Annotated in this window: 15 protein-coding genes; 5 read left to right on the plus strand and 10 right to left on the minus strand. The window is 59.9% G+C overall.

Translation table 11 applies throughout. The features are described 5' to 3' along the window. Positions 1-776 precede the first annotated feature (776 nt). Positions 777-1,172, minus strand: a complete 396-nt coding sequence (locus LB558_RS21185) for a hypothetical protein (protein ID WP_224699318.1) — start codon at positions 1,170-1,172, stop codon at positions 777-779. Positions 1,173-1,911: 739 nt separating this feature from the next. Here LB558_RS21185 and LB558_RS21190 point away from each other — a divergent pair. The 3 genes from LB558_RS21190 to LB558_RS21200 all read left to right on the plus strand — a co-directional run bounded on the left by LB558_RS21190 (position 1,912) and on the right by LB558_RS21200 (position 4,072). Continuing rightward, the gene (locus LB558_RS21190) at positions 1,912-2,595 is read left to right on the plus strand and encodes a hypothetical protein (protein ID WP_224699319.1); all 684 of its coding nucleotides are present in this window, start codon (positions 1,912-1,914) and stop codon (positions 2,593-2,595) included. A 134-nt stretch (positions 2,596-2,729) separates the two neighbouring features. Further along, positions 2,730-3,329, plus strand: a complete 600-nt coding sequence (locus tag LB558_RS21195; protein WP_224699320.1) for a hypothetical protein — start codon at positions 2,730-2,732, stop codon at positions 3,327-3,329. A gap of 131 nt (positions 3,330-3,460) precedes the next feature. Then, positions 3,461-4,072, plus strand: a complete 612-nt coding sequence (locus tag LB558_RS21200) for a WD40 repeat domain-containing protein (RefSeq protein WP_224699321.1) — start codon at positions 3,461-3,463, stop codon at positions 4,070-4,072. A gap of 104 nt (positions 4,073-4,176) precedes the next feature. Here the strand turns inward: LB558_RS21200 and LB558_RS21205 are convergent, their stop codons facing one another. The 5 genes from LB558_RS21205 to traA form a co-directional block, all read right to left on the minus strand. After that, positions 4,177-5,298, minus strand: coding sequence for a helix-turn-helix transcriptional regulator (locus LB558_RS21205; protein WP_224699322.1), 1,122 nt, complete (start codon positions 5,296-5,298; stop codon positions 4,177-4,179). Between the two features lie 1,415 nt (positions 5,299-6,713). Next, the gene (locus LB558_RS21210; protein WP_224699323.1) at positions 6,714-7,556 is read right to left on the minus strand and encodes an outer membrane protein; all 843 of its coding nucleotides are present in this window, start codon (positions 7,554-7,556) and stop codon (positions 6,714-6,716) included. Between the two features lie 211 nt (positions 7,557-7,767). Further along, complete coding sequence (locus LB558_RS21215) at positions 7,768-8,241, minus strand: hypothetical protein (protein WP_224699324.1); 474 nt, start codon at positions 8,239-8,241, stop codon at positions 7,768-7,770. Continuing rightward, the gene (locus tag LB558_RS21220; protein ID WP_224699483.1) at positions 8,238-8,468 is read right to left on the minus strand and encodes a helix-turn-helix transcriptional regulator; all 231 of its coding nucleotides are present in this window, start codon (positions 8,466-8,468) and stop codon (positions 8,238-8,240) included. The genes LB558_RS21215 and LB558_RS21220 overlap by 4 nt, the downstream gene beginning before the upstream one ends. Before the next feature lie 129 nt (positions 8,469-8,597). Beyond that, a complete protein-coding gene (gene traA / locus LB558_RS21225; protein ID WP_224699325.1) occupies positions 8,598-11,651 on the minus strand; it encodes a Ti-type conjugative transfer relaxase TraA in 3,054 nt (1,017 codons plus the stop codon). Positions 11,652-11,823: 172 nt separating this feature from the next. On the opposite strand from traA, the gene LB558_RS21230 reads away from it, so the two are divergent. Continuing rightward, on the plus strand, positions 11,824-12,150 hold the full coding sequence (locus LB558_RS21230; RefSeq protein ID WP_224699326.1) for a conjugal transfer protein TraD: 327 nt from the start codon (positions 11,824-11,826) through the stop codon (positions 12,148-12,150). Between the two features lies 1 nt (position 12,151). Then, complete coding sequence (locus LB558_RS21235) at positions 12,152-12,394, plus strand: conjugal transfer protein TraD (RefSeq protein ID WP_224699327.1); 243 nt, start codon at positions 12,152-12,154, stop codon at positions 12,392-12,394. 274 nt (positions 12,395-12,668) lie between these two features. Here the strand turns inward: LB558_RS21235 and LB558_RS21240 are convergent, their stop codons facing one another. The 4 genes from LB558_RS21240 to LB558_RS21255 all read right to left on the minus strand — a co-directional run bounded on the left by LB558_RS21240 (position 12,669) and on the right by LB558_RS21255 (position 19,968). After that, positions 12,669-13,388, minus strand: a complete 720-nt coding sequence (locus LB558_RS21240) for a hypothetical protein (protein ID WP_224699328.1) — start codon at positions 13,386-13,388, stop codon at positions 12,669-12,671. Continuing rightward, positions 13,357-17,922, minus strand: coding sequence for an ATP-binding protein (locus tag LB558_RS21245; protein ID WP_224699329.1), 4,566 nt, complete (start codon positions 17,920-17,922; stop codon positions 13,357-13,359). The genes LB558_RS21240 and LB558_RS21245 overlap by 32 nt, the downstream gene beginning before the upstream one ends. 586 nt (positions 17,923-18,508) lie before the next feature. Next, positions 18,509-18,856 carry a HigA family addiction module antitoxin gene (locus LB558_RS21250; protein ID WP_224699330.1) on the minus strand — a complete coding sequence of 116 codons (348 nt, stop codon included), beginning with the start codon at positions 18,854-18,856 and terminating at the stop codon, positions 18,509-18,511. After that, positions 18,853-19,968 carry a hypothetical protein gene (locus LB558_RS21255; protein WP_224699331.1) on the minus strand — a complete coding sequence of 372 codons (1,116 nt, stop codon included), beginning with the start codon at positions 19,966-19,968 and terminating at the stop codon, positions 18,853-18,855. The genes LB558_RS21250 and LB558_RS21255 overlap by 4 nt, the downstream gene beginning before the upstream one ends. Positions 19,969-19,979 lie beyond the last annotated feature (11 nt).

The raw sequence follows: 19,979 nt of genomic DNA on the forward strand, positions 1-19,979 counted from the left end.
GCGCTCTCGCAGGTCAGCGGGGATTCGCTGGACGAATTGCTGCTTGGAGGAACCTGTTCGCTTCACGGGACGGACCAGCCGATAGAGCATAGTTGCACACCTTTGTAACACAGTCAGGCGAGCGCAACATGCTGATTTGGCTTATCTTCTTGATCTTGTTCGGATAACAAGAAAGATGGTGCCAGAGGCGGAATCGCCTAAGTGAGTTATCTATCTGAATTTATTGTATAAAATTCAGTATGGATAACCTCGAATACCCGCGTAATTACCCAATCCAAATTCATACCGGTGGTTCGATTCCATTTTCCACAGGAAATTGCCCTGTTTAGATCTGTGCTGGCGGCGCTTGGCTTTGCGCGTTCACTTGGTTGGACCTCCGTGCGCTTTCTTATCATGGCCTGCTTTCGGCCCTGTTCACAGAGCATAACAGGCTGGCGGTCAGGGCTGCGCGCTCGTCGCCCTAATGCGTGTCGCGCTCCGACCAGGGAGTGACAAGGGACCCGGCAAACTGGCGGGCGGCCACACCACCAGCACGTGGTGATCGCCAACAAGCGGTTCGCTTCGTAATTATTCGTGCAGCCTTGTTTGGCCAGTTCCGCTTTTAAGGACGGTTACGTCATTTCCTCCTTCAGCGAGCTTTCTTATGTGGGCTACGGCCGCGTCGCATTTGGGGCCGTTCCCACTGCGTAGAGGAGGCTTCGCGGCAGCTTCCTGTTTCCTGCTCTCGCCGGCATCCAATTCCTTCAGCTGCTTCCGGAGCTTGGTGGGTTCGTCGCTTAACGCCTTGCTTTCGGAGTTAAGCCTTTCCGCCTCCTTCTGATTTCACCCATAAAGTCTCCAAGGTTCTGGTCCATCTGCTCGCCGGCCCTGATCACCCCGCAGGATTCCGCGGTACTGGAACCGATGTTCGCAATCATTGAATTGAGTTCGGCAACGGTCGTGGTGATCGTTGCCGTCTCGCAGCTTTCCAGCCTGGCCGTGACTTCAACGGATTGCTGGAGCAGACCGAGGATCACCGCCTGCTGCGAGCCGCTATCGCAGGCAGGTCTCCCGGCGAGCGCGTTGTACTGTCCGGCGATCGAATCCTGAAAGGCGTATATCAGAGCGGCAGTCCGCCCGGGCCACATCAAACGCAGCCAGCGAAATGAGGGTGGCCAGGAAAAGTTGTCCAACTTTGATCATCCCGTCTCGGCGCGCTCGCCGCCCCCGCCTAACGCTTTTCAGATTGCCGGGCCAACACACACACTTTCTCGTTGACCGGGGTGCTGTCAGCCGGATTGATCGTCGCAAATCGTCACTCCGCATCTCGGCCACGTCGACGGACCCGAGCTTCAGAGCCGCCCGCTCCGTACCGGAAAGCTCGGGTCCATCTTCCCCCATCCAGGCATATCGATTCTCTTCATGCCAACAAAACCCGCGTGTGCACTGCCGTCGATCCGGCTTTTGGATCGTCGGTCCTGCGCGTCGGTGCAGAGGTGGGGCTAGACGCGTGCGGCATTGGACGGTTCGGCTTGAATACGCCCGCCAACTGCTGGTTGCCAAGAGAGGGGCCGACCGAGTTCGGGTGTGCAAAGCCAGCGCACGACACCAGCAGCAGTCCAACTCGCAACAGGCTTTTCTTTGTCACCTCAGAAGACCCCAGCCATTTCTACCCGCATCATGGCGACGGCGAAGCTCGACTCTGAAGATCCGCGCTCGCGGGCCGATGATCGCGTGGTTTAACCTTCAGCTATCTTGCCACGTTGCTGCCACTCCCAAATGGGAGTCGCGGCAACGGCATGTCTCTGAGAGTGATCGGAATCAATGGCTACGGGCGCCACAGCCCGAGGAGGATGTCCATTCCGCGTTCTCGAACGCTGCTGCTTCGACGATCTGGACGAGTCGATCGTTCCTTGGCGTTGAGGCGTGGTGATGAAGATAGCACCCGCCTGTTTGGAAAAAGCTGAGATGCACGAGTTCTTTTGGTACAAGTCCTGCAACGTGCTGGCAAAGGCGATCTGGACAGCCGTAATGCCTGGCGGCGCCCTTAGAAATCGATTTCGGCTGGTCCGTCCGGCGGTGCCGTTACTATACGCGCTGGCGACGGGCGCGGTGCCGACCCCGTCGGCAGCCGCAGAGTTCGACGGCGCCGAGATCACAATCAGCGATGCGGTCGACGTCAGTGTCTACTTTCGGAAGGGTGCTCTGTACCTGACTCAGGTCTCGGCGTTCGATGCCTTTGCGGACGATGTTACCTTGAATGCGGTGCGGATACCTCAATCGGGCGGAAAGGGGTGCCGCAAATACAGAGACAGCGTCGGCGGGCGGCCGGGCAGGCATTGTTACGAAGTCCGCCAATCTGGTGAAGGTCGATGGCATATTGTCTCAAGCCTGCATGCATCGGCCGGGGGCGGCTACCCATCCGACCGCAGGGAGATGGTTCTCGAGGTCACAGTCGGTGCGGGCGAAGACAATTGCAAGGCCCGTCTCGTGAGTTCCCGACGCGAATATTTCGGTATCAGCAGATCGAGGCAGGAGGATGTGAAATGCTACGGCGGCTCCACGCCGCCGCGTCCAAGCATCATCGAGATCCTGGACAGAAAATATCTGAGGTGAGCCGCCGTGCGTCTACATGGCGGTCGTGTTCCGGCTGCACCCGGCAATTCCCGGCTAAGAGACGAGATGGCGACTGTTGCTTTCAGGATATGCAACCATGTTGCCCCCTCACCGGAAATCAGCTGGAGAGTAGAATGCGAAGCCCGCCAGTACGGGCCACTCCCAAATGGGAGTTGAAGAAGCGAGCCGACCGAGAAAGCTTGGCTGCGATGGTGATTGGAACCAATAGCCGCGAGAAGACTCCAAAAAAACAAGGGGGGAGCCGTATGCGCGTGTTTTCCGGTCGCAATGCGCTGGCGAAGGCACTCTTTGCCGGAATGCTATCGTTCCACGCAGGGCTCGCCCGAGCCGAAGGCGGCCCGGCGCCTCAAGTTAACGACAACGTTAGCGTAGCTTCGTTCTGTCTCGGAGAGGACGCCTTCGTGACGGCAGGGATTTTCGGCGGACTTTTCAAATGGAGTCTGGAAACCGGCAAGGTTGTCTCGACTTACACATTTCCGAAAGAGCCCTCCATATTCACGGCAAGATGCTTATCGCACGGCACGCGAATCGCCATCGGCCTGGACAGTTTTATGGTCGCGGTCTGGGATGGAACATCCGGCAAGATCAACGACATACTGACCGGCAAAAGCCCTGAAGCGGATCCTGACGACGGGGGGATGTCGCCCTTCGTTAAGGCGGTTTCGGTGAGCGACGACGCTAAGCTAATTGCCGCAGGTCATGGGAAAGCGTAGACATATGGACAGCGGACGGAGGCAAGTTCCTGAGGCAGATCAAGACCGAAATGCTGGCGGATGGAGTTGCATTCATCAACGGCGGTAGGGAGATCGCGATACTGGACTCCGGAAGCGGCGGAAATCTTACAATGGTCGTATGGAACGTTCGGACCGGCAAGCGTGTCCGCGAATTTGCGCCCATGAGTCCCATGAGTGACGCGTCATCGATCTCTGTCGTCTCCGCCGATGGCAAGGTAATGGCATCTGGCGGCCTCTCCGGCTTTGTCACGGTTTGGGATGTCAGAAGCGGCAAACTCAAGTCACAATTCCAGGCCGCTGACGATATGATCGAAGCGCTGGCTTTGGCACCAGACAAACGCTCCGTCCTCGTCGGACAAGAATCCGGCGAGATCGCATGGCTGGACGGGGCCACGGGCGAAAAGATCGGCAAACTGGTCGGTCATACCGAGAAAGTGACGACCGTTTCTTTTTCGCCCGACGGCAGTCGGATCTTATCCGGTAGCGCTGACGGGACGTTCCGCCTTTGGGACGCGAAGGGGAAAAAGACGATCCTCATCGGCGAGGCCGGCAAGACCGGGTGGGCAAGTTGGACGCCGGAATTCGCTTTCGTCACCTCACCCCGTGAAGCCTTCAGAGTGTTCTCGCACTTGGATTATCAGACAGGTCAAGTGACTCCCAATCCGGATTTCATTGACGACAAGGCCAGTCCCGACCGCGTATCTCAGGCTCTCGCCCAATGACCTCGATATATTCAGCGGAACCGCTACATTCAGTGAAGTCCGTCAAGCAAAGAAGGCATCTAAACCCGAACGACGATGGTCGCGGTAGCAGGCGCCGATCTTGCCTATCTCACCCGCGACAAGAGCAGCATGAGCTGTCCTTGCCGCGACGTGTCGGTCTTGTGAAGGATAGCTTTCAGCCTCGTCCTGGCGGTCCCTTCCGTGATACCGAGCTGGTCGGCGGCGTCGGTGACGGATTCCCCGAGAAGCAACCTCCTGCAGAAAGATACCTCCGAAGGCGTGAGACCGTAGAGCGTGGGGAGCGACGCAAGATCTGCCGCATCCGCGCATTGCAAGCCGAGATCGACGACTAGGACCAGGACCATCCGACGCGGCGGAAGCAATGACATGATACCCGCGGGCGACGGTCGAGGAAGCGGAATGCCAGCGACCGATACCTGCCAAGCCCCGGTGGCGGTTCGGAAGGCAATGCGCGAGGTGAGCGTCGGCGTTCCTGTCGACAGCTTCTCAAGTGCCGCTCCGAAGTGTGCATCAGCGTCCTTATCCATGAGGTGGCAGCGGCCGTTGTGGACGGCCACGCCCTGCCCCGAGGAAAAGAGATGCTCCGCCATCGGGTTTGCTTCGCGCAGCAACCGATCGCCTGTTACAACGAACGCTGCACACCGGCTGCGCTCCACCAGGGCCGCCTCAACGACGGCCGCCTCCGCGTCGGTGCGGAGCAGGCGGGCCAGGTTGACGGAGCGCTCGAAGCTGCCTCGGACTCGGCGCAGAATTTCCAATCCGGCCTTTTCGTAGACATCCGAAATTGAGAGCGGGAAATGCAGCAGAACATGTACCGCCTCATCGAGCTCGCCGACGAGCTTCATGCCGATGGCAGCTTCCGTATTCTGCGGCAGCAGCCAGTCGTTGTAGAATTCTGATTTGGCGATGCGTCTTACCGGATACACGTCCTCGGACGCGGCGATGGTGGTGCTCGTTAATGACGTCCAGTAGGCCGCCCATGGATTGACGTAGGCGAAGTGGTCGGCCAACGAGCGGACGAAAGCCGGATCCATGTTCTGGATCGACAGGAAGTTCAGGCGGCTTTCCGCGAAATTCATGTTGTAGAGGCAACCCCACGCCCCGGGGAAAGCACTGCTCAGCGCCGCCGGCACCTCATCCCACAATCCGCTGCCGAAGGTAGCGGCATCGATCGCCGCGGAAACCTCTGCGCCGATGGCTGCCACACGATCTTCGTTGTAGACGTCTAGAGATATCGCGTTACCCCCCCCCTACGCGCCCAGCCCGCTGTCTGCGGCTGGACCAGCTGCCCTCATTCCCAAACGGAACATATACAGCCTATCGCTTCCCGTAAAGAAGCGTTAGACTGTACGTCAACTGATTCTATATTTCGTCCACATCCCGCCGCAGCCTAGCTATCGAACATTTGTTGCCATGCCCGCATGACGGCTCAGCACTCATTGTACTCGTCGCAAAGAAACTCTGACACGCACTTTCTCTGCGCGATGTCGTAATATGCACTGTCGTCCAGCTTGCGTTTGCACCTCTGGTCATACCTGTCGGGATAGACACAGATGTAAGGCAGACTGCCAGATGCTTTGTAGGGACTTGGCATCAATTTCCCATTTACCTGTGCGCAGTATGATTTTTTTGATATGGCTTGTTCGGCGCCAAGGGAGGGACCGACCAAGATCGGCAGGGCCAGACAAACAACAATCCACCGGGCAAGGATACATTTCTGCGCCATCTCAATAATCCAATCTGTCTTTCTTCAGTTGACCCTTGAGCAGAGCGGCTAGGCCCACTCCAATGGGGTCGACAACTTTGTTCCGTGTCCACATGGGACAGCGAGAGGCTGTTTCGGCATGTTGCGATGCTGCGCACCGTCATCAGCCGACAGGCTGGTGACGTTGTTCCAGCCACCGATGGGGCTAGCCTCGAACACCACCGTCCCCACTCGGCGTATCTCGCCTATAGAGCCTGTTCCGGTAGGACTCGTATTCTTGGCGGGAGCAAAGCAAGCCGTTCATCCTGGCCATCGCCGCACGCAACTGGGCCTTCTTCGGCGGACAATGGGCCGCCACGATTTGCTCAAGGTCATTGTAGCCATCAGTGGCCATGGTGCATCCACGGAGTTGTTCCTTGGGAGACTTGGCTAGCCTCTTTATCTGCGCCTCAACTTTCCTGGCGGCGTCGATTGTCTCCTGCACATTCTGGCATGCCTCGCCATTGGGATCGCCGGCCGGTTTGGTTGCCTGACGACCGGGAACGCCACCGCCTGTCCTCGACGCATACCAGGAACATGTCTCGCCAGTGACGGACTGGGTGTACTTTCCAGACATAGAACTTCCGCTTGCGGTCCCTGAGAAGGAAGCCCGATTGCCAAAGAAATTGGTCGTGCTGAACTGGATTGAGGAACCGCTTAGTCGGCCGGAGTTGATCTCTCCGTTGGTTACTCTGCCTGAGACTGTTCCGTTATCGTCTATGGTAAGCGACAGGGACCCTGACCCCCACGAGCATTTTATGCTACCGGACCAGGAGCTTGCGGCCGAAGCATCGACGCACAGCAATGCCAGCATGCCAACTGCGACCAACAATCTCATGCAAATCCCCGTCAATGCCCCAATTCGCAGGAATCCCGTTAAAACCTACGCGCAATGCCGATCTGGATCGTATGGCTTTGCAGGGCGCCGTCGAATCTTTGCCCTCCGGGCGCGGATGCTAGTCCTGCATTTTCAATTCGCTTGAACCTGTATCCAGCATCGAAGCCCCACCTAGGTGCGAAGTCATACTGAAAGCCGCCGCCCAATTGCCAAGCGAAGGCGACATTACCATTCACCTTGGTTTCACCGCCCGGAGTGGGCCATGTGCCATTTAGATTTGCCCATGCCGCACCTGCGCCACCGCCGAAATATGGCGTGATGGAATAAGGGGTTGGTATGTCGGCCCAGACGTTGCCAAGCAGATAGGTTGCAGCCACATGATGTCCGTTCGTGTCGCGCGCAGAAGACAGGACCACGCCTCCAGCCACGTCTGAAACTCGGTCCGTACCGAATTCTTGGTGGGACAATTCAGCCTCCACCCGCGCCCATCCAAGTACGCGCATGCCTACACTCGCCCCGGCGCTCCAGCCCGTGGACAGGTCATACTGCTCGTAGAAGTTCGAATTCCAGTCGTTGCGCAGCTTCGAGCTGAAGCTTGAACCGACGAATATCGATGCATAATATTTTCCCGGACTAGACGGCTGGTCGCCTTCGCCTGCGGATGCAGCAATCGACATCGAGCTTGCGGCGACGGCCGCAAACAACAGAGTTCGAATTCCCTTTGCAGACAAACCATCCTCCTGCCCGACGCTTGATTGAACGATCTTGAGCGATTCAGGATTCGTCGGCAGCCCCCATATGGGAGGTATTCGAACAGGATGTGACGGTGACGAGGAAGGTCGGCGCAATCGGCCAGGCAGTTTTTTCCGGAATCCATTCACTCGGCAGCTTTCCTGACCGCTTTCGGTCACGCACCGGCCAAGGTCACCTCGGACCCATAGTGTTAGGTTTCACCCGATAGACCCAAGCTCGGTGGCTCTCGAAGTATGCCGAGAGGCTGGCGGACGCGGGCGGCACTGTCGTAGACTGAGGTTTGCTGCCCGTGTCACCTTTGCAGCGGCACCGGAAGGCAGCGATTGCGATCATGATCCTCTACAAGTACGTGCCGTTTGCGGTGGGTGCGCAGATACGCGGGCCCGGACTCTGGCAGGCATTCTCGCAAAGCTGGAAATCATAGCCAAGGCGGATCACGAGATAGATGATCCAACCGATTTTCCTTTGCCGCAAATCGTTTCGATCCTTCAGGATTTGAAGGCGATTGCTGGAGGTGTGCATGTCGAACGTCCCGGCCGATCCACCATTCGCGCGGACGTCACCGGTTACTTGACCATGGCGGAAGCCTGATGCGTCTGGAGAGGGGCGACGGTGACGCTCGTTGATCCCAAGCGTCCGGATTCGGTTAGAGCTCTGTCCGCATTTGATTCCTCGCACTGAACCGCCCTCGATCGCAGCCGAGGCAAACACCGCATCCTTAGTTGCCAACTGGCGGGGGCGTCCACTGTCCTCAGCAATGCGCTCGGTTGGATTAAGTTGGTCGCGGCTGGCTTTCCTGCATCCCGCTTTCATATCGACGGCGTCCCGTCTGGCCGAGCGGCTTTGTCCTTCGGCTGCCACCGGATAGGATCGGCAACCCAGCAATCAATCTCGGATTCTTGCCAGCCTGCGCCATTGACGCTGATCTTGATCTGGGCAGGGAAGGTACCTTCGGCGATCTTGCGGTAGAGGGTGGAGCGGGTTAGCCCGGTGCGGAAGAGGACGGTTTTGAGGCGGATGATCCGGTCTGGTTCTCGCATGGTTTGTCCTGCCTCCTGCTGGTTGTTGCTGACCGCTGTCGGGACCAGTTGGGCAGGGTATTGGTAGGCACGCAAGAAGCATGACCCCGTCGGGCGGCCATAGCGTGGTGTCGGCGGCAGATCGGAGGGTTACAGTCCGATGCCGCGACCTCGACCAAGATCGATGCCGTGGTTGAACGCGAGTTCCACACCCAGACGCCGGCCGGATTCGACTTCGATGCCAAGCGCCTTTTTATGATTGGCAAGAAGGGACTCAAGCTGCGGATCGCGTTCGAGGCTCTTGGCCATATCGGACATAGCCGAGCGGGTTGACTTATATCCGGACATGTCGCCGGCCTCGTATTGGTGCTCGCTTGTTCGGTGGAGCTTCTGCCACCTTTTCACGAAACGGTCGGCGCGGCGGGTCGGATCGGCTTCTGGCCCGGTGCGGATTTCCGTTTCAAGCTGGAGAGCGAGCACGACGCGATTGACGCGGCCGGCCGACGCTTCACGAACCAGCTTGGGTTTCTTCGCATAGGCCGCTTCGGCATCGCGCCAGCCATGCGCCCGAACCTTCTCGAACGCGCCCCGGGCATCCCTCAATTCGCGCATCTGTTCGGGACTGCCCTGCCCGTCGCCATTTCCAGTGCTGACGATCGCGTCAAGCGCACGCGCGTGACGCACAAGCGCTTTCGTGCGAGCGCCGGGCAACGCCGCCTCTGGGTCCACCGGCGCATCCACCTCGCGCTTCGCTCCCCTGGCGGCCGCTTCTCTTCCAAGCGCGGTGTCGGCATCGCCGTTTTGTGCTTGGCCGTCTTCCCTTCCCGGCCTGTACCCATGGTCCTGGCCAGGCTCGACGTGTCCGGGCGAGCGCAACCCGTCGAGCAGCCCGCCGATCCTGTCGCGCAGCCTCTCCGGTACGACCCGACGTACGATCTCGACCACGCGCCGTCGGAAGCTGATCCCGCGCCGCTCGGCATAGCTCTGCACCGGATCAATCCAATCGTAATCAGAAGCCATGTCCTTGGCGCGGTCGCGTGACAGCGTGCGGACGAGACGGTCGCGGGTTGCGAATTCATCCCTGCCGTAGTGCAGCTCCATCCCATCTCGATGCCGCGATAGGGCAACATAGCTCCCATGCGCGTCCATGCCCGGGGTCGCCAGCACATGCGTGCGGTCGACTGTCATGCCCTGCGCCTTATGGATGGTTGCGGCATAGCCGTGGTCGATGTTCGCATAGTCTTTCAGGTCGAAGCGCACAGACCTGCCGTCGTCGGTCTGGACTCTCATTCTCTGGACGCTAACCTCCTCGATCACCCCGAGCGTGCCGTTCTTGACGCCGAGCGACCGCTCGTTGCGCAGAAACATGACCCGGTCGCCGCGTGCGAAGTTCCTTGCACCGCGCTCGACATCCACGTGAACATCGCCCCCGAGATCTCCGGCAGCGTGCATGCGCTCGCGCGCTGCCTTGTTGAGCGCGCGTACTTCGTCGTTTGTGTGGGTGAGAATAATCCGGCTTGCTTCAGGCTCTGCCTGCCTGTCGCGATCCCAGCGCTCGACAAGATCGCTGCGCGCCGCATCACGCGAAGCAGCCTGGTGCACCATGCCTTGGGCGTCATAGGCGCTGATCGCAGCGCCGATCCTGCCGGTTGCAAGGTCGCGCGTGGCCGCACGCTGCCAGTCTTCGCGCTGCCGGCGCACCTGGCCGATCTCGACGCCGCCGTGGCGTTCGTGGATCGAACGGAATGCGGCACCTGCCTCGATTGCCTGCAACTGCTGCGGATCGCCGACCAACACGACCTTTGCGCCAACGTCCACAGCATGGGAGAGCACGCGCTCCAACTGGCGCGTGCCGACCATGCCGGCCTCGTCGATCACCAGGACATCGCGGGCGGTGAGCAGATCGCGGCCCTGTTGCCAGCTATGTTCCATGCTGGCGATGGTGCGCGACGAGATGTTTGAACCGCCTTCAAGATTCTCGGCCGCAATGCCGGAGAGCGCCGCGCCTCGAACCTCATAGCCTGCTGCCGTCCAAGCCTGGCGCGCCACGCCCAGCATGGCGCTCTTGCCCGTGCCGGCAAAACCGACAACGACACCAAGACCGCGGCCGTCCGTGATGTGCTCCAGCGCATCGCTCTGCTCGCCTGACAGAACAAGGCCGCGCTGCCTGGCATACGCCACAGCCGTCGCACGAACCGGCTCACTCACCGCATGCTGTCCCTCTGCAGCCATGCGTTCCGCCGCATGATGCAGGCGCTGTTCGGTCTCGATCATTTGCCGTGTGGTGAAGCGATCTTCTCCGAGTCCATCCTTGCCGAGTTCGATGAGATCGGGCGCTCTGCTGATGGCTCCCATCACCGCGTCGAACTGCTCCATTCCATCGCTGTGCCGATGCGCGAACTTCGCAATGTCCTTTCGGGTAAAGGTCGATTGCTGATGCGTGATCGCATCCAGCGCCACGGATGGATCGGCGACGATCCGCGCGCCATTGTTGCGCGCGATCTCGCGATGCAGCTCGGCGCGATCGGCTTCAATGCCGGCAGTGTCGAGGCCGACGCCCTCGATGCGTTGCGCCGGCGCACCAATCTGTGTTTGCGGCTCCAGGGCAATGCCCTGCGCTTCCAGGCTGCGGTGATCGATGCGGGCGTCGATGTCGAGTTCGGCAAGGCGATCGTTGGCAAGTTCGGCCCAACGCTCGCGCCAGCGCTCGACGATCTCGGTGCGGTTCCAGTCGCGCACCTTTGCGCCAAAGCCATCCTCGTCCACGGACCGCATGGTGAGCATGACATGGGCATGCGGTTTTGGACTGCCATCCTCCGCCCTGTCCCAATGCACGTTGAGGTCGGCGACCATGCCTTGGCTGACAAACTCGGCTTGAACGAAGTCGCGCGCCAGTTCGACACCCTCCCTCTGGCTTAGTTCGCGCGGCAGGGCGAACTCCACCTCGCGGGCAAGCTGCGCATCCTTCCTCACCTCGAAGGTCTCGACATCGTTCCACAGCCGTTCACGGTCACCCCAGGCTTCCGGCGCATTCTCCGGCAGCAAGACCTCGGAATGGACGACGCCACGCTTGGCCGAGAAGTCATGACTGCGTTCGATGCGTTCGTCGCGCAGTCGCGAAGCAGAGCGGTAGGCGGCTGACGCCACAGCACTGCTCCCAGCCTTGCGGCCAATGACCTTGACGTGAAGATGATAGATCGCCATCGCGACCAGATCATTTGCACGTCAAAGCGCACGTCGGCACGACGTATAAGCGCGCCCTCCCTCGAAAAATCTCGGGATGGACCAGCCCGTCCCGGGCTGTCTCGGCAACCCTGAAGCCTTCCGGCGGACGCTCCCCTATCATCGCCACATCGACAATCGATGGAGACAGCACATGCGTAAACCACGGGACTTCGACACCGAATTGAAGGCGCTGGACGAGAAGGCGCGGGAACTCAAAACCCGAAAGGTGCAGCAGCTTGGCGAGCTGGTGGTCGCCACCGGTGCCGATCAGCTCAGCAGCGATGTACTGGCCGGCGCACTCGTCGCGATCGCTGAGACGAAAGAACCGTCAAAGCGCGAGGCATGGGCCAAGCGTGGGGTGATGTTTTTCGAGAGCAGGCCCCGGCGAACTGCTCCGGCATCTGAAAGCAACCGGCGTAGCGGTCCAGCACAACAAGGCAGCCCACAATCGCCGGAAAGCGGTTCTGGCTCGCGATGACATGCGCACTTGGCAGGTCGAACGCCGCAAGCGCACGCGGCATCTGATCGAGCTCGGCGGTCTCGTCGCCAAGGCAGGCATCGTCGAGCTCACCAATGACGATCGCGCTATCATCTACGGCGCGCTGCTTTGGATCGCCGCCAAGCTGCAGAGCCATGAAGGCGAGCATGCGCGCGACCTATGGGCCGCGAAGGGAAAGCAGGCGTTCGATGCGGAGCGACATGACGGGCAAAAGGGCGAGTAGACGTAGCGAGGGTTGGAGCGAGTGGCGGGCGGAGCGAAGCCTCGAACAGCGAGGTCCGCCCGTGCTAAATCAGCAGGGTATGCCGCGCTTCTGCATGTCGAGATGGCTCGATTGGCGCCGGAAGGCGACAGGCAGCTTTCAAGGTAGCAAACCGCTAAACGAGTCGGCATCCAATCGAAGGAGGTTCCAGACTTACCGAAACATGGGCGGCTACGAAATCGGTGAGGGATACGCGCAAGATCGTGAGAGCGGATCGGCTTGTCGGTTCGCTCCATCAGCGCTCGAGCGGAAAGTAGAGCCGACGGCCGGCAGTCAGATCGGTGAAGAAAGCCAGGCCTTGACGGCTACGCGGATTGGGCAGCGGGAAGATCCTGGCTTTCTCGGGATGAAGCGCGTCGGTGATGTAGAGGATGCGATACCGTTCGCGGCGGTCAGCCTTGCATGAATCGGCGCGCCGAAACTCGCTGGGGCCAAGTTCCAGCGATTGAACCTGAAGAGGCCCTGGAATGGTTGTGCTTTTGACCTCAAAATACCAGCGCGTGGCGCCGTTCGCGATTTCAAAGTCGTATCCCAGAAAATCGTCGCCGCCTTCTCCAAAGACTTGCTTGCGATACATGGACCGCCAGCAGCTCTCGTCTACGACACGGTTGCCTCCGAATTTGAGCTTTAACCATTCGAACGCGATTGCCTCGCCAAAGAACCCGATGAGTTCGCGTTCCTCGTCGGTGAGGCGAGAGCCACCGCCACCACCCCCTCCACCGCTCCCCGATCCACCTCCGAGATTGATCTTGGGAGCGGTCCCCTTCAGGGTGCGGGCCGAGGTCTGTAGCAAGATTGCGTTGCTGGCGACCAGGTTGTTGATCTGATCGACAAGGCTCCCCATCCCATCGACACCGAAGGTGAAGGTTCCGCCTGAGTAGTTCATCTGCTTCTTGACTGTCGTGGCGGCAATCCGTGCCGCTTCATCGGCCTTGGCAAGCAACGCGCTCTTCATCTGTGATGGCCAGGTTTTCAAAGCTCGACCAGTCGTTCGGCACCATCCCCGCACGCAAGAGCCATGTCATGGCCTCGTCCCGATCCAAGCGGTTGAAATCGGCCCATCCGCCACTTAGCGCCGCGTTGACGGCCGCTGCTTCGACCTCAGCGAGTTTGATATAGCGTTCGCGCAACGGATGCTCGGCAGCCAAGCGTCCAAGCACTGCGACCCGAAGATCGGGGATCATGCTTCTGACCAGCTTGAGATTGGCTTCGCGAACTGCGTCGCGTTGCTGACGGGAGACTGTCGGCTCTGAATGCCAACCCGCCCCGTGATCCTCCATCCACCGATCAAGCCACGCTTGCATTTCGGTGTGGAGCAACTCCGCATGCGCGACACCATAGCCGGCAGGAAGCTCCGGACGCAGCGCATCGCGAGCAGCGACATAGGCAGCAAGGCTTTCGCCAGCGTCGAACGTTGATTGGTGGGATGCGCGGATACTTTCGCGGATCGCTCCCTCCTTGCGCGACAGGAAAGTTGCAAGCGTCGCGCGATGGCGCTCTGTCAGATCTATTGTTGCATAGGGAGGCCCCAGCGCGGCAATAACGTCGTTCAAATGCTGCAGATCGAGCCGCAGCGAGATTGCGATTGCAGCAATGTCATTGGCGTCACGACAGCGTCTGACAATATCGCGCGGCGGCTCCGGCAGCGATACGCCGATCCGCTCAAGCAGCCTGGCGACGTCTTCTTCATGGACCATTCCGGCGCCAACGACAAAGCGCTCAGCGACCGCGGCGTCCGCGAAGTAGCCGACGAAAGGACGGATGGTGCGCAGCAGATTGGCGATCGAGGCCCGTGTCGCGCCCAGCACATTCTTGATCTCTTCGACGGGCACCCCAAGGATTGCCGCATAGTCTTCAAATGTCGCGGACAGACCGGTGGCGCCTAGTTCGGCCGCGAAGGCAAGCAAGGGTTCCCCCACAATATTTGGCGCCCCGACGGCAGCGGCTATCGCAGGCGCCAATCCGACGAGCACCTGCTGAGACGCGGCCATCGTTTCCGAATAAAGGATGGTCGGACCCTCCGCGCCGTTCAGCAAGAGCGCGCGCTGGTGGAAGCGCGGGACCGGTTCACTGAGGTCGCCAACCCGGAGATCGAGCGATGCCAGTGCACGCGTCCGAACGGTTGATAGGTGCGCCAATGTTTCCTCAGCATTGCCGCGATAGAAGCTGGCGCGATAGCGCAAGGTCAGCGCAAGAACCTGCCGTACACCGTCGCCAAAGGCATCTTCGAGCATCGGGTCTTGAGAACTCGCCACGACCGTCTGTCCCTGCGATTCATAGCGCGCTTCTATCTGCGAGGCTCGCTGCACGGCCGGAAAATGCTGCGCGAGGTAATTGGCGACAGCTTTGGCGCGCGCCGGTGGCGGCTCGATCAGGACCGTGCTCGCGTTAGCCTTGGCGGTGGCTGCAAGAATCTGACGATCATCGCCGTCAGCAATGAGTACCTTGCTGCCGTCAACGCGTGGATCGACTGCAACGACTCGTCCGGCCCGACGACCAAGCAGATGCAGCGACGGCGGCGGCTCAGCTTCCAAGCTGGCAACCAGCCATGCTTCCTGCGCGGCATTGAACAAGCGTTCGGCATCACCGCTGGATGTTTTTTCGTCGACCAGTGCGCCGGCTGCCGCCAAATAGCGCCACGCTGCGGCATTTGTGCCGAATTCCGACAAGCCCATCTTGCGCAGGATTTCGGATGCGTTCGGGTTAGCGTTTAGGACGCGGCGCAGTTCAAGCGACATCAACGGCAGCAATGGTGGCGGGGTCCGGCCCTCGCCGGGCAACCATGCACGCGCCAGTTCGGTCCGCTGCCCGTCAGCCAGCGGAACCCAGGGCGCCGACCGGAGAAACGCAGCGATCGGCGAGGGCCAAACACGCGTATTGGGCTGATGCGAGTGGCCAGGTCTAAACACCGTCGTCCCGACGCTTTCTGGCATCAACGCAAGCAAGCGTACAACTCCTTCGGCATATGCCGGGCCGACAACCGGTGCCAGCGCGTCGAAATCCAGCTGACCAGGGAGCCGGTAGACGCTTTCGACGGTATAGTCGGTCTGCGGGTTGGTCACCCCTGCGGGATCGGGAAGCAACGCTTTCCATCTGGCGGTTTGCCCGGCTGGCAAGTTGCTGCGTTGGGCGAGTGCTGTCTGAAGTGCACCGGGCCATCCACGTGGCATTTGCCCGGCAATCGCGGGAACCACTCGCAGGACATCACTCACCCCCGCCTTACGCAAAAACTCGCGCCAGATGCTTCTCTCGCCCGCAGTCACCGGCCACTCTGGATAGGGTCGCAACAGCCGCGAGCGGTGCTGATCCAGCTCTGATGAGACTCCGGCCGCATCATCCAACAAGCGCTCGATTTCCGTGCCGTTTGTCTCGGGCCAGCGGCAGAAATAGGCGGTCGACGCGCGAGACCAGCCGTCTCGTGTCGGGACAAGCGGGTTAATCTCAGCGACGACGCCAGCCGCAGTATCCTCGTCGGTGACGATCTGCATCATCGCGACTAGCGCTTCCCAGCGCAACGCCTCGGGATCTCGGGTCTCGCCCGGGTCATTGATTGCGCCGGCGAGGAGCCGAAGAATCTCGCGGCTCTCGTGCTCGCGAACCAGATTGGCCGCCAGGAGGAACCGCCGCGCGGGGCTTGCCTGATGACGGGCCAGTTCCAGTCCTTCGTGGACAAAGGAAAGCCGTTGCTGCACGGCCTTGGGCAAGGGGATCTTGCGCATATCCTTACCCGTGCTGCGCAAGGCTGGGAGGAACATCGCCCGCAAGCGTCGGCGGCGGCCGCGCTGCTCAGTTTCCAGCACTTCGGTGTCCTTGAGTTCTCCGCGGCCGTCGAGGAGCAGGCGCTTGCCGGCTAGCGCGCCGGCATCGCTGCGAAAAAGTTCAGCAAGCGAAAGATAAAACGCGTTCCAATGATCGATCGTGCTTCGCCGAGCGGCCAGTCCTTTGGCGACGTCTTCAACAACATCCGCGCGAACCGCCGCGCTGCAGACCAGCAAGCCGGTCCCCGCGACAAAGGACTGCAGGTTTTTCACCCGCTCTGGCCCGACATCGTCATCGACGACTGGAAAGGATGTATGGCGGGCTATGAAGGCTGGGTTTAGGAACGCGTCTCCCCGCCACAACCGCGCTTGTGTGATGTTGGACCAGTGGCCGGGTCGACCGCTCGGCGACAATGTTGGGATCAGCTCGGCGCCAATCTTGAGCAAGCGCTCCCGAAATCTGTCTTTTTCCCCTGACCACAGGACTAGGTCGAGCACGGCACTTCTGGCAACGTGGCGCGGCAAGCAATCGCGCATTGCCAAGGCCGCGTCGACGGCGAGCGTTCGCGCCTCCTCCCACAAGAAATCGTTCAACTCGACGCCACGCTGCACATTCAGTCGATCGAGCGTGGCTAGAAACGGCGCATCCAGATACCCGGGGAATGGAGCTTGTACGCTCTGATCCATCGGCAGAAAGTTGTAGAGCCTGGGACGCAAGGGATCCCCATCCATCGCGACCGCCAGCGAGACAATCGCATCGCCCGTCCAGCTTTCCCAGGTTTCGGGCAACTTCTCGGCGGCAATGTCTCTGCGGATCACTGAGACAACCGTGTCGTAGGGGATTGATTTCTCGGCCACGACGTAGCTGCGCGCCCCGCAACGTACTTGACAGATACGAAGATCGTCCGCCGCATGCAAAAGCTTTGGCGTCCGCCTGAGAACGGTCGCCGCCTGGCCTGGATCCACCTTGACGCTTAGCTCCGCAATGCGAGTGAGAAAGAGCTGCATCGGTGGGTCCTCATCCACGATCTTTCCAAGCTGCGCTTCCACGGCCGCAAGCGCCTCGCCAGCTTTGAGCGGCAAACGGATGACGGTCGCGAAACCGTCTTCGGCGAACCGCGAAACCGCTGTTGGTTGATCATAGGTCGGGCAGGCGAGATAGAGCCGCGGCATATTGGCGATGATCTGGTCGACCTCATTGCCAAGTCCTTTCCGTTCCAAGAAAAGTCGAAGCGTGTCGTCGGTGGCAAAAGAAAAACAATAGCCGTCGAAGTTTGGCCCGCCCCCCGGCAAGCGCGAATAGATCTCAGGATGCGCGGACACCTGGAATACGCTCAGGAAGCCGACCCCCTTGTTGCCGATCGCCTCGTTGACATTCTTCGTCGTAAGGGTCGGACTGCAGAGCGCCTCGAAATTGGCCCGCGTGAACCCCTGACCGTCATTGGCGACATAGAGCGTCCCGAACGGCCCTTCCTTCGGATCGAGCGCAATATGAATCCGCCCGATAGTCGTGCCTATCGGGTGGGCGTCGTGTGCGTTTTGAATAAGTTCGGTTACGACGCGGTCGCGGTAGCTGTCTGACACCCGATCGCAAAGTCCCTTCAGATCGCGATAGACCCTGAGCTTTGGAGCCGAAAGAAAATGTGAGATGCGCTCGAGCGTGTCGGAGTGGATGTGATCGAGCGGTGTGCCGGGGCGGGCAGGCAGGCTTGTCGTCTTGGAATCCAACATTCTTAACTAATCCCCCGGCCCTGTTTTTGGAAGACAGGAACAACACACAGCCGATGCGAAAGCAAGTTGATGTAGCCGCCGCGAGACCCACTTTCGTTAAGAACCCCGAAATCGCTTGACGTGTACAGCCCGCAAGAAAGAACAAGCGTTTCAAAACTTTCGAGACGTTGTCTAGAACAGAAAGCACTGGCGCGCGCCGCGCGACCTCGTGACCTGGTGGCATTCGAATTATTCATTTCTACTTTACGCACCACCTGTGGCAGTTAGGCTATCGGAAGCATTTCGATTGAAATAGGCAATCGGCAACTGAGCAGATTGTGGAACAGCTTTGCGCCGCACGCATGTCGATGCGGCAGGTGGAGTGGATCGCGGTGTAGGTGCTCAGCCCCGTCAGCAATACCTCGAACATCCATGTCGCCGGCAGGCCGATGGCGAGCACCTCAGGGTGTGGGGCTCCTTGGACGAAACTCGATCCTGATCGAAGAGATCGAGACGATATTACGGTCACAAATCGACAAACTTCTTCAGTCCGGCCAAGGTACGGCCGAGTAGCAGCGCGGCCCGAACACAGGCGCGCACGAAACGATCAGTCTGCGTCGACGATGAGCTCGGACAGATCCTTGGCCTGCCGCAGCACTCCGAGCTTCGGCAAGAGCTTTTCGAGCTTCAACTGCGCCTGATAGACGTCCATGTCGCGCTGCAGGTTCAACCAGAGTTCCGGTGACGTGCTGGTCACCTTGGCCAGGCGCAACGCCATCTCGGCCGTCACTCCCCGGTGACCGTTAATGATCTGATTGACCGAAAAGCGCGATACCTGCAGTGCCACTGCCAATTGATCCTGAGTGATGCCGAGCGGCACCATAATGTGCTCGCGAAGGTGATCGCCAGGCGACACTGGAGGTGCCGGCACGAAGCGGCTCTTTTGGATCGTCATATGTCGCACCTCGTGCCGGTCAACGTCGTTCGAACAGGGTTTCGAACGGGCCCTCTCCCTCTACCCATCGGAATGTGAGGTGCCATTTGCCCTCCACATGCACGCCAAGTCTGCCGGGAGCGGATTTCCAGCGCAGAACGGGCCCCAGTACGCCAACGTCCTGTAGCGTCCGCGCGGCGACAAGCGGCCGCAAGATCTTGTGTGCCCTGACCGTAATATGCTCTTCGATGCCCGGCGCGAACCGGGTCCAGTAAATCTCTTCGGTAACGTCGTCTGCGAAGCGTTGCATTTTCCAACCTCGTTGATGCTCTCATGGCATAAGTCATGGGCACCCGACCGGCGCCCAGGCATCGATCGAACAAGGCTGGGGGAGGTGTACCGGTACGGAGTTGGAAATTCAGGACCCAGGCACGCGTGCCCTGGAATTCGGCATCTGGCAGAAATGCAAATACTGGCCTCCACCTGATCTTGATTCGACGTGCGATCTCGAACGTCAAAAACCAATGGATTTGCGTGAGCAGCGCTCTTGGACGCTCAAAGGTGCGGTCAGCTATCTCGTCGAGGACGTTTGCGATGATTTCGCGAATAGCGCGCTGGGAAAGATCATGATCTAACGCTCCCATCATCGCGCTAACGGAGTGCTGTCCGTCAATAACAGCGATGTAGTTCATCCGCATCGAAGCGAGCAGCGAGCAAACTTCCATGCCCGATGCCACCGTCGCTGTAACGCAGCTGTCTACAGAGCAATCGACAAGTTCACCGATCCCGACAAAGCGGGTCCCGGCCTCCTGCAGCTCAAGGTCGGCGCTCCGGATATAATCAAAGAAGCGCCAGAACTGGCGCTGCGAGATGTTGCGCTGGCGCGCTTGAGCCCATCCAGACAATATTTCTTTAGCGGCAGAACCTGTTTTGCCTCCTGACATGCCGGCGTCGAAACGACGCGTATGTTCGCCAAGCACCACCGCGGACGTCTGAAGCTTCTGTAAGTCGGCCAGCGTGTCCGTCCAAAAAGGCGACGCCGACTGCGCAATCACAGTTGGAGCGCTCACATGCATCGGCTGCGCACAGCCAAGCGTTTCCAGCCATTGATCGCGTAATAAGCTCATAGCCATTATGTAATGCT

Source organism: Mesorhizobium sp. CO1-1-8 (assembly GCF_020164875.1).
Classification (GTDB): Bacteria; Pseudomonadota; Alphaproteobacteria; order Rhizobiales; family Rhizobiaceae; genus Mesorhizobium.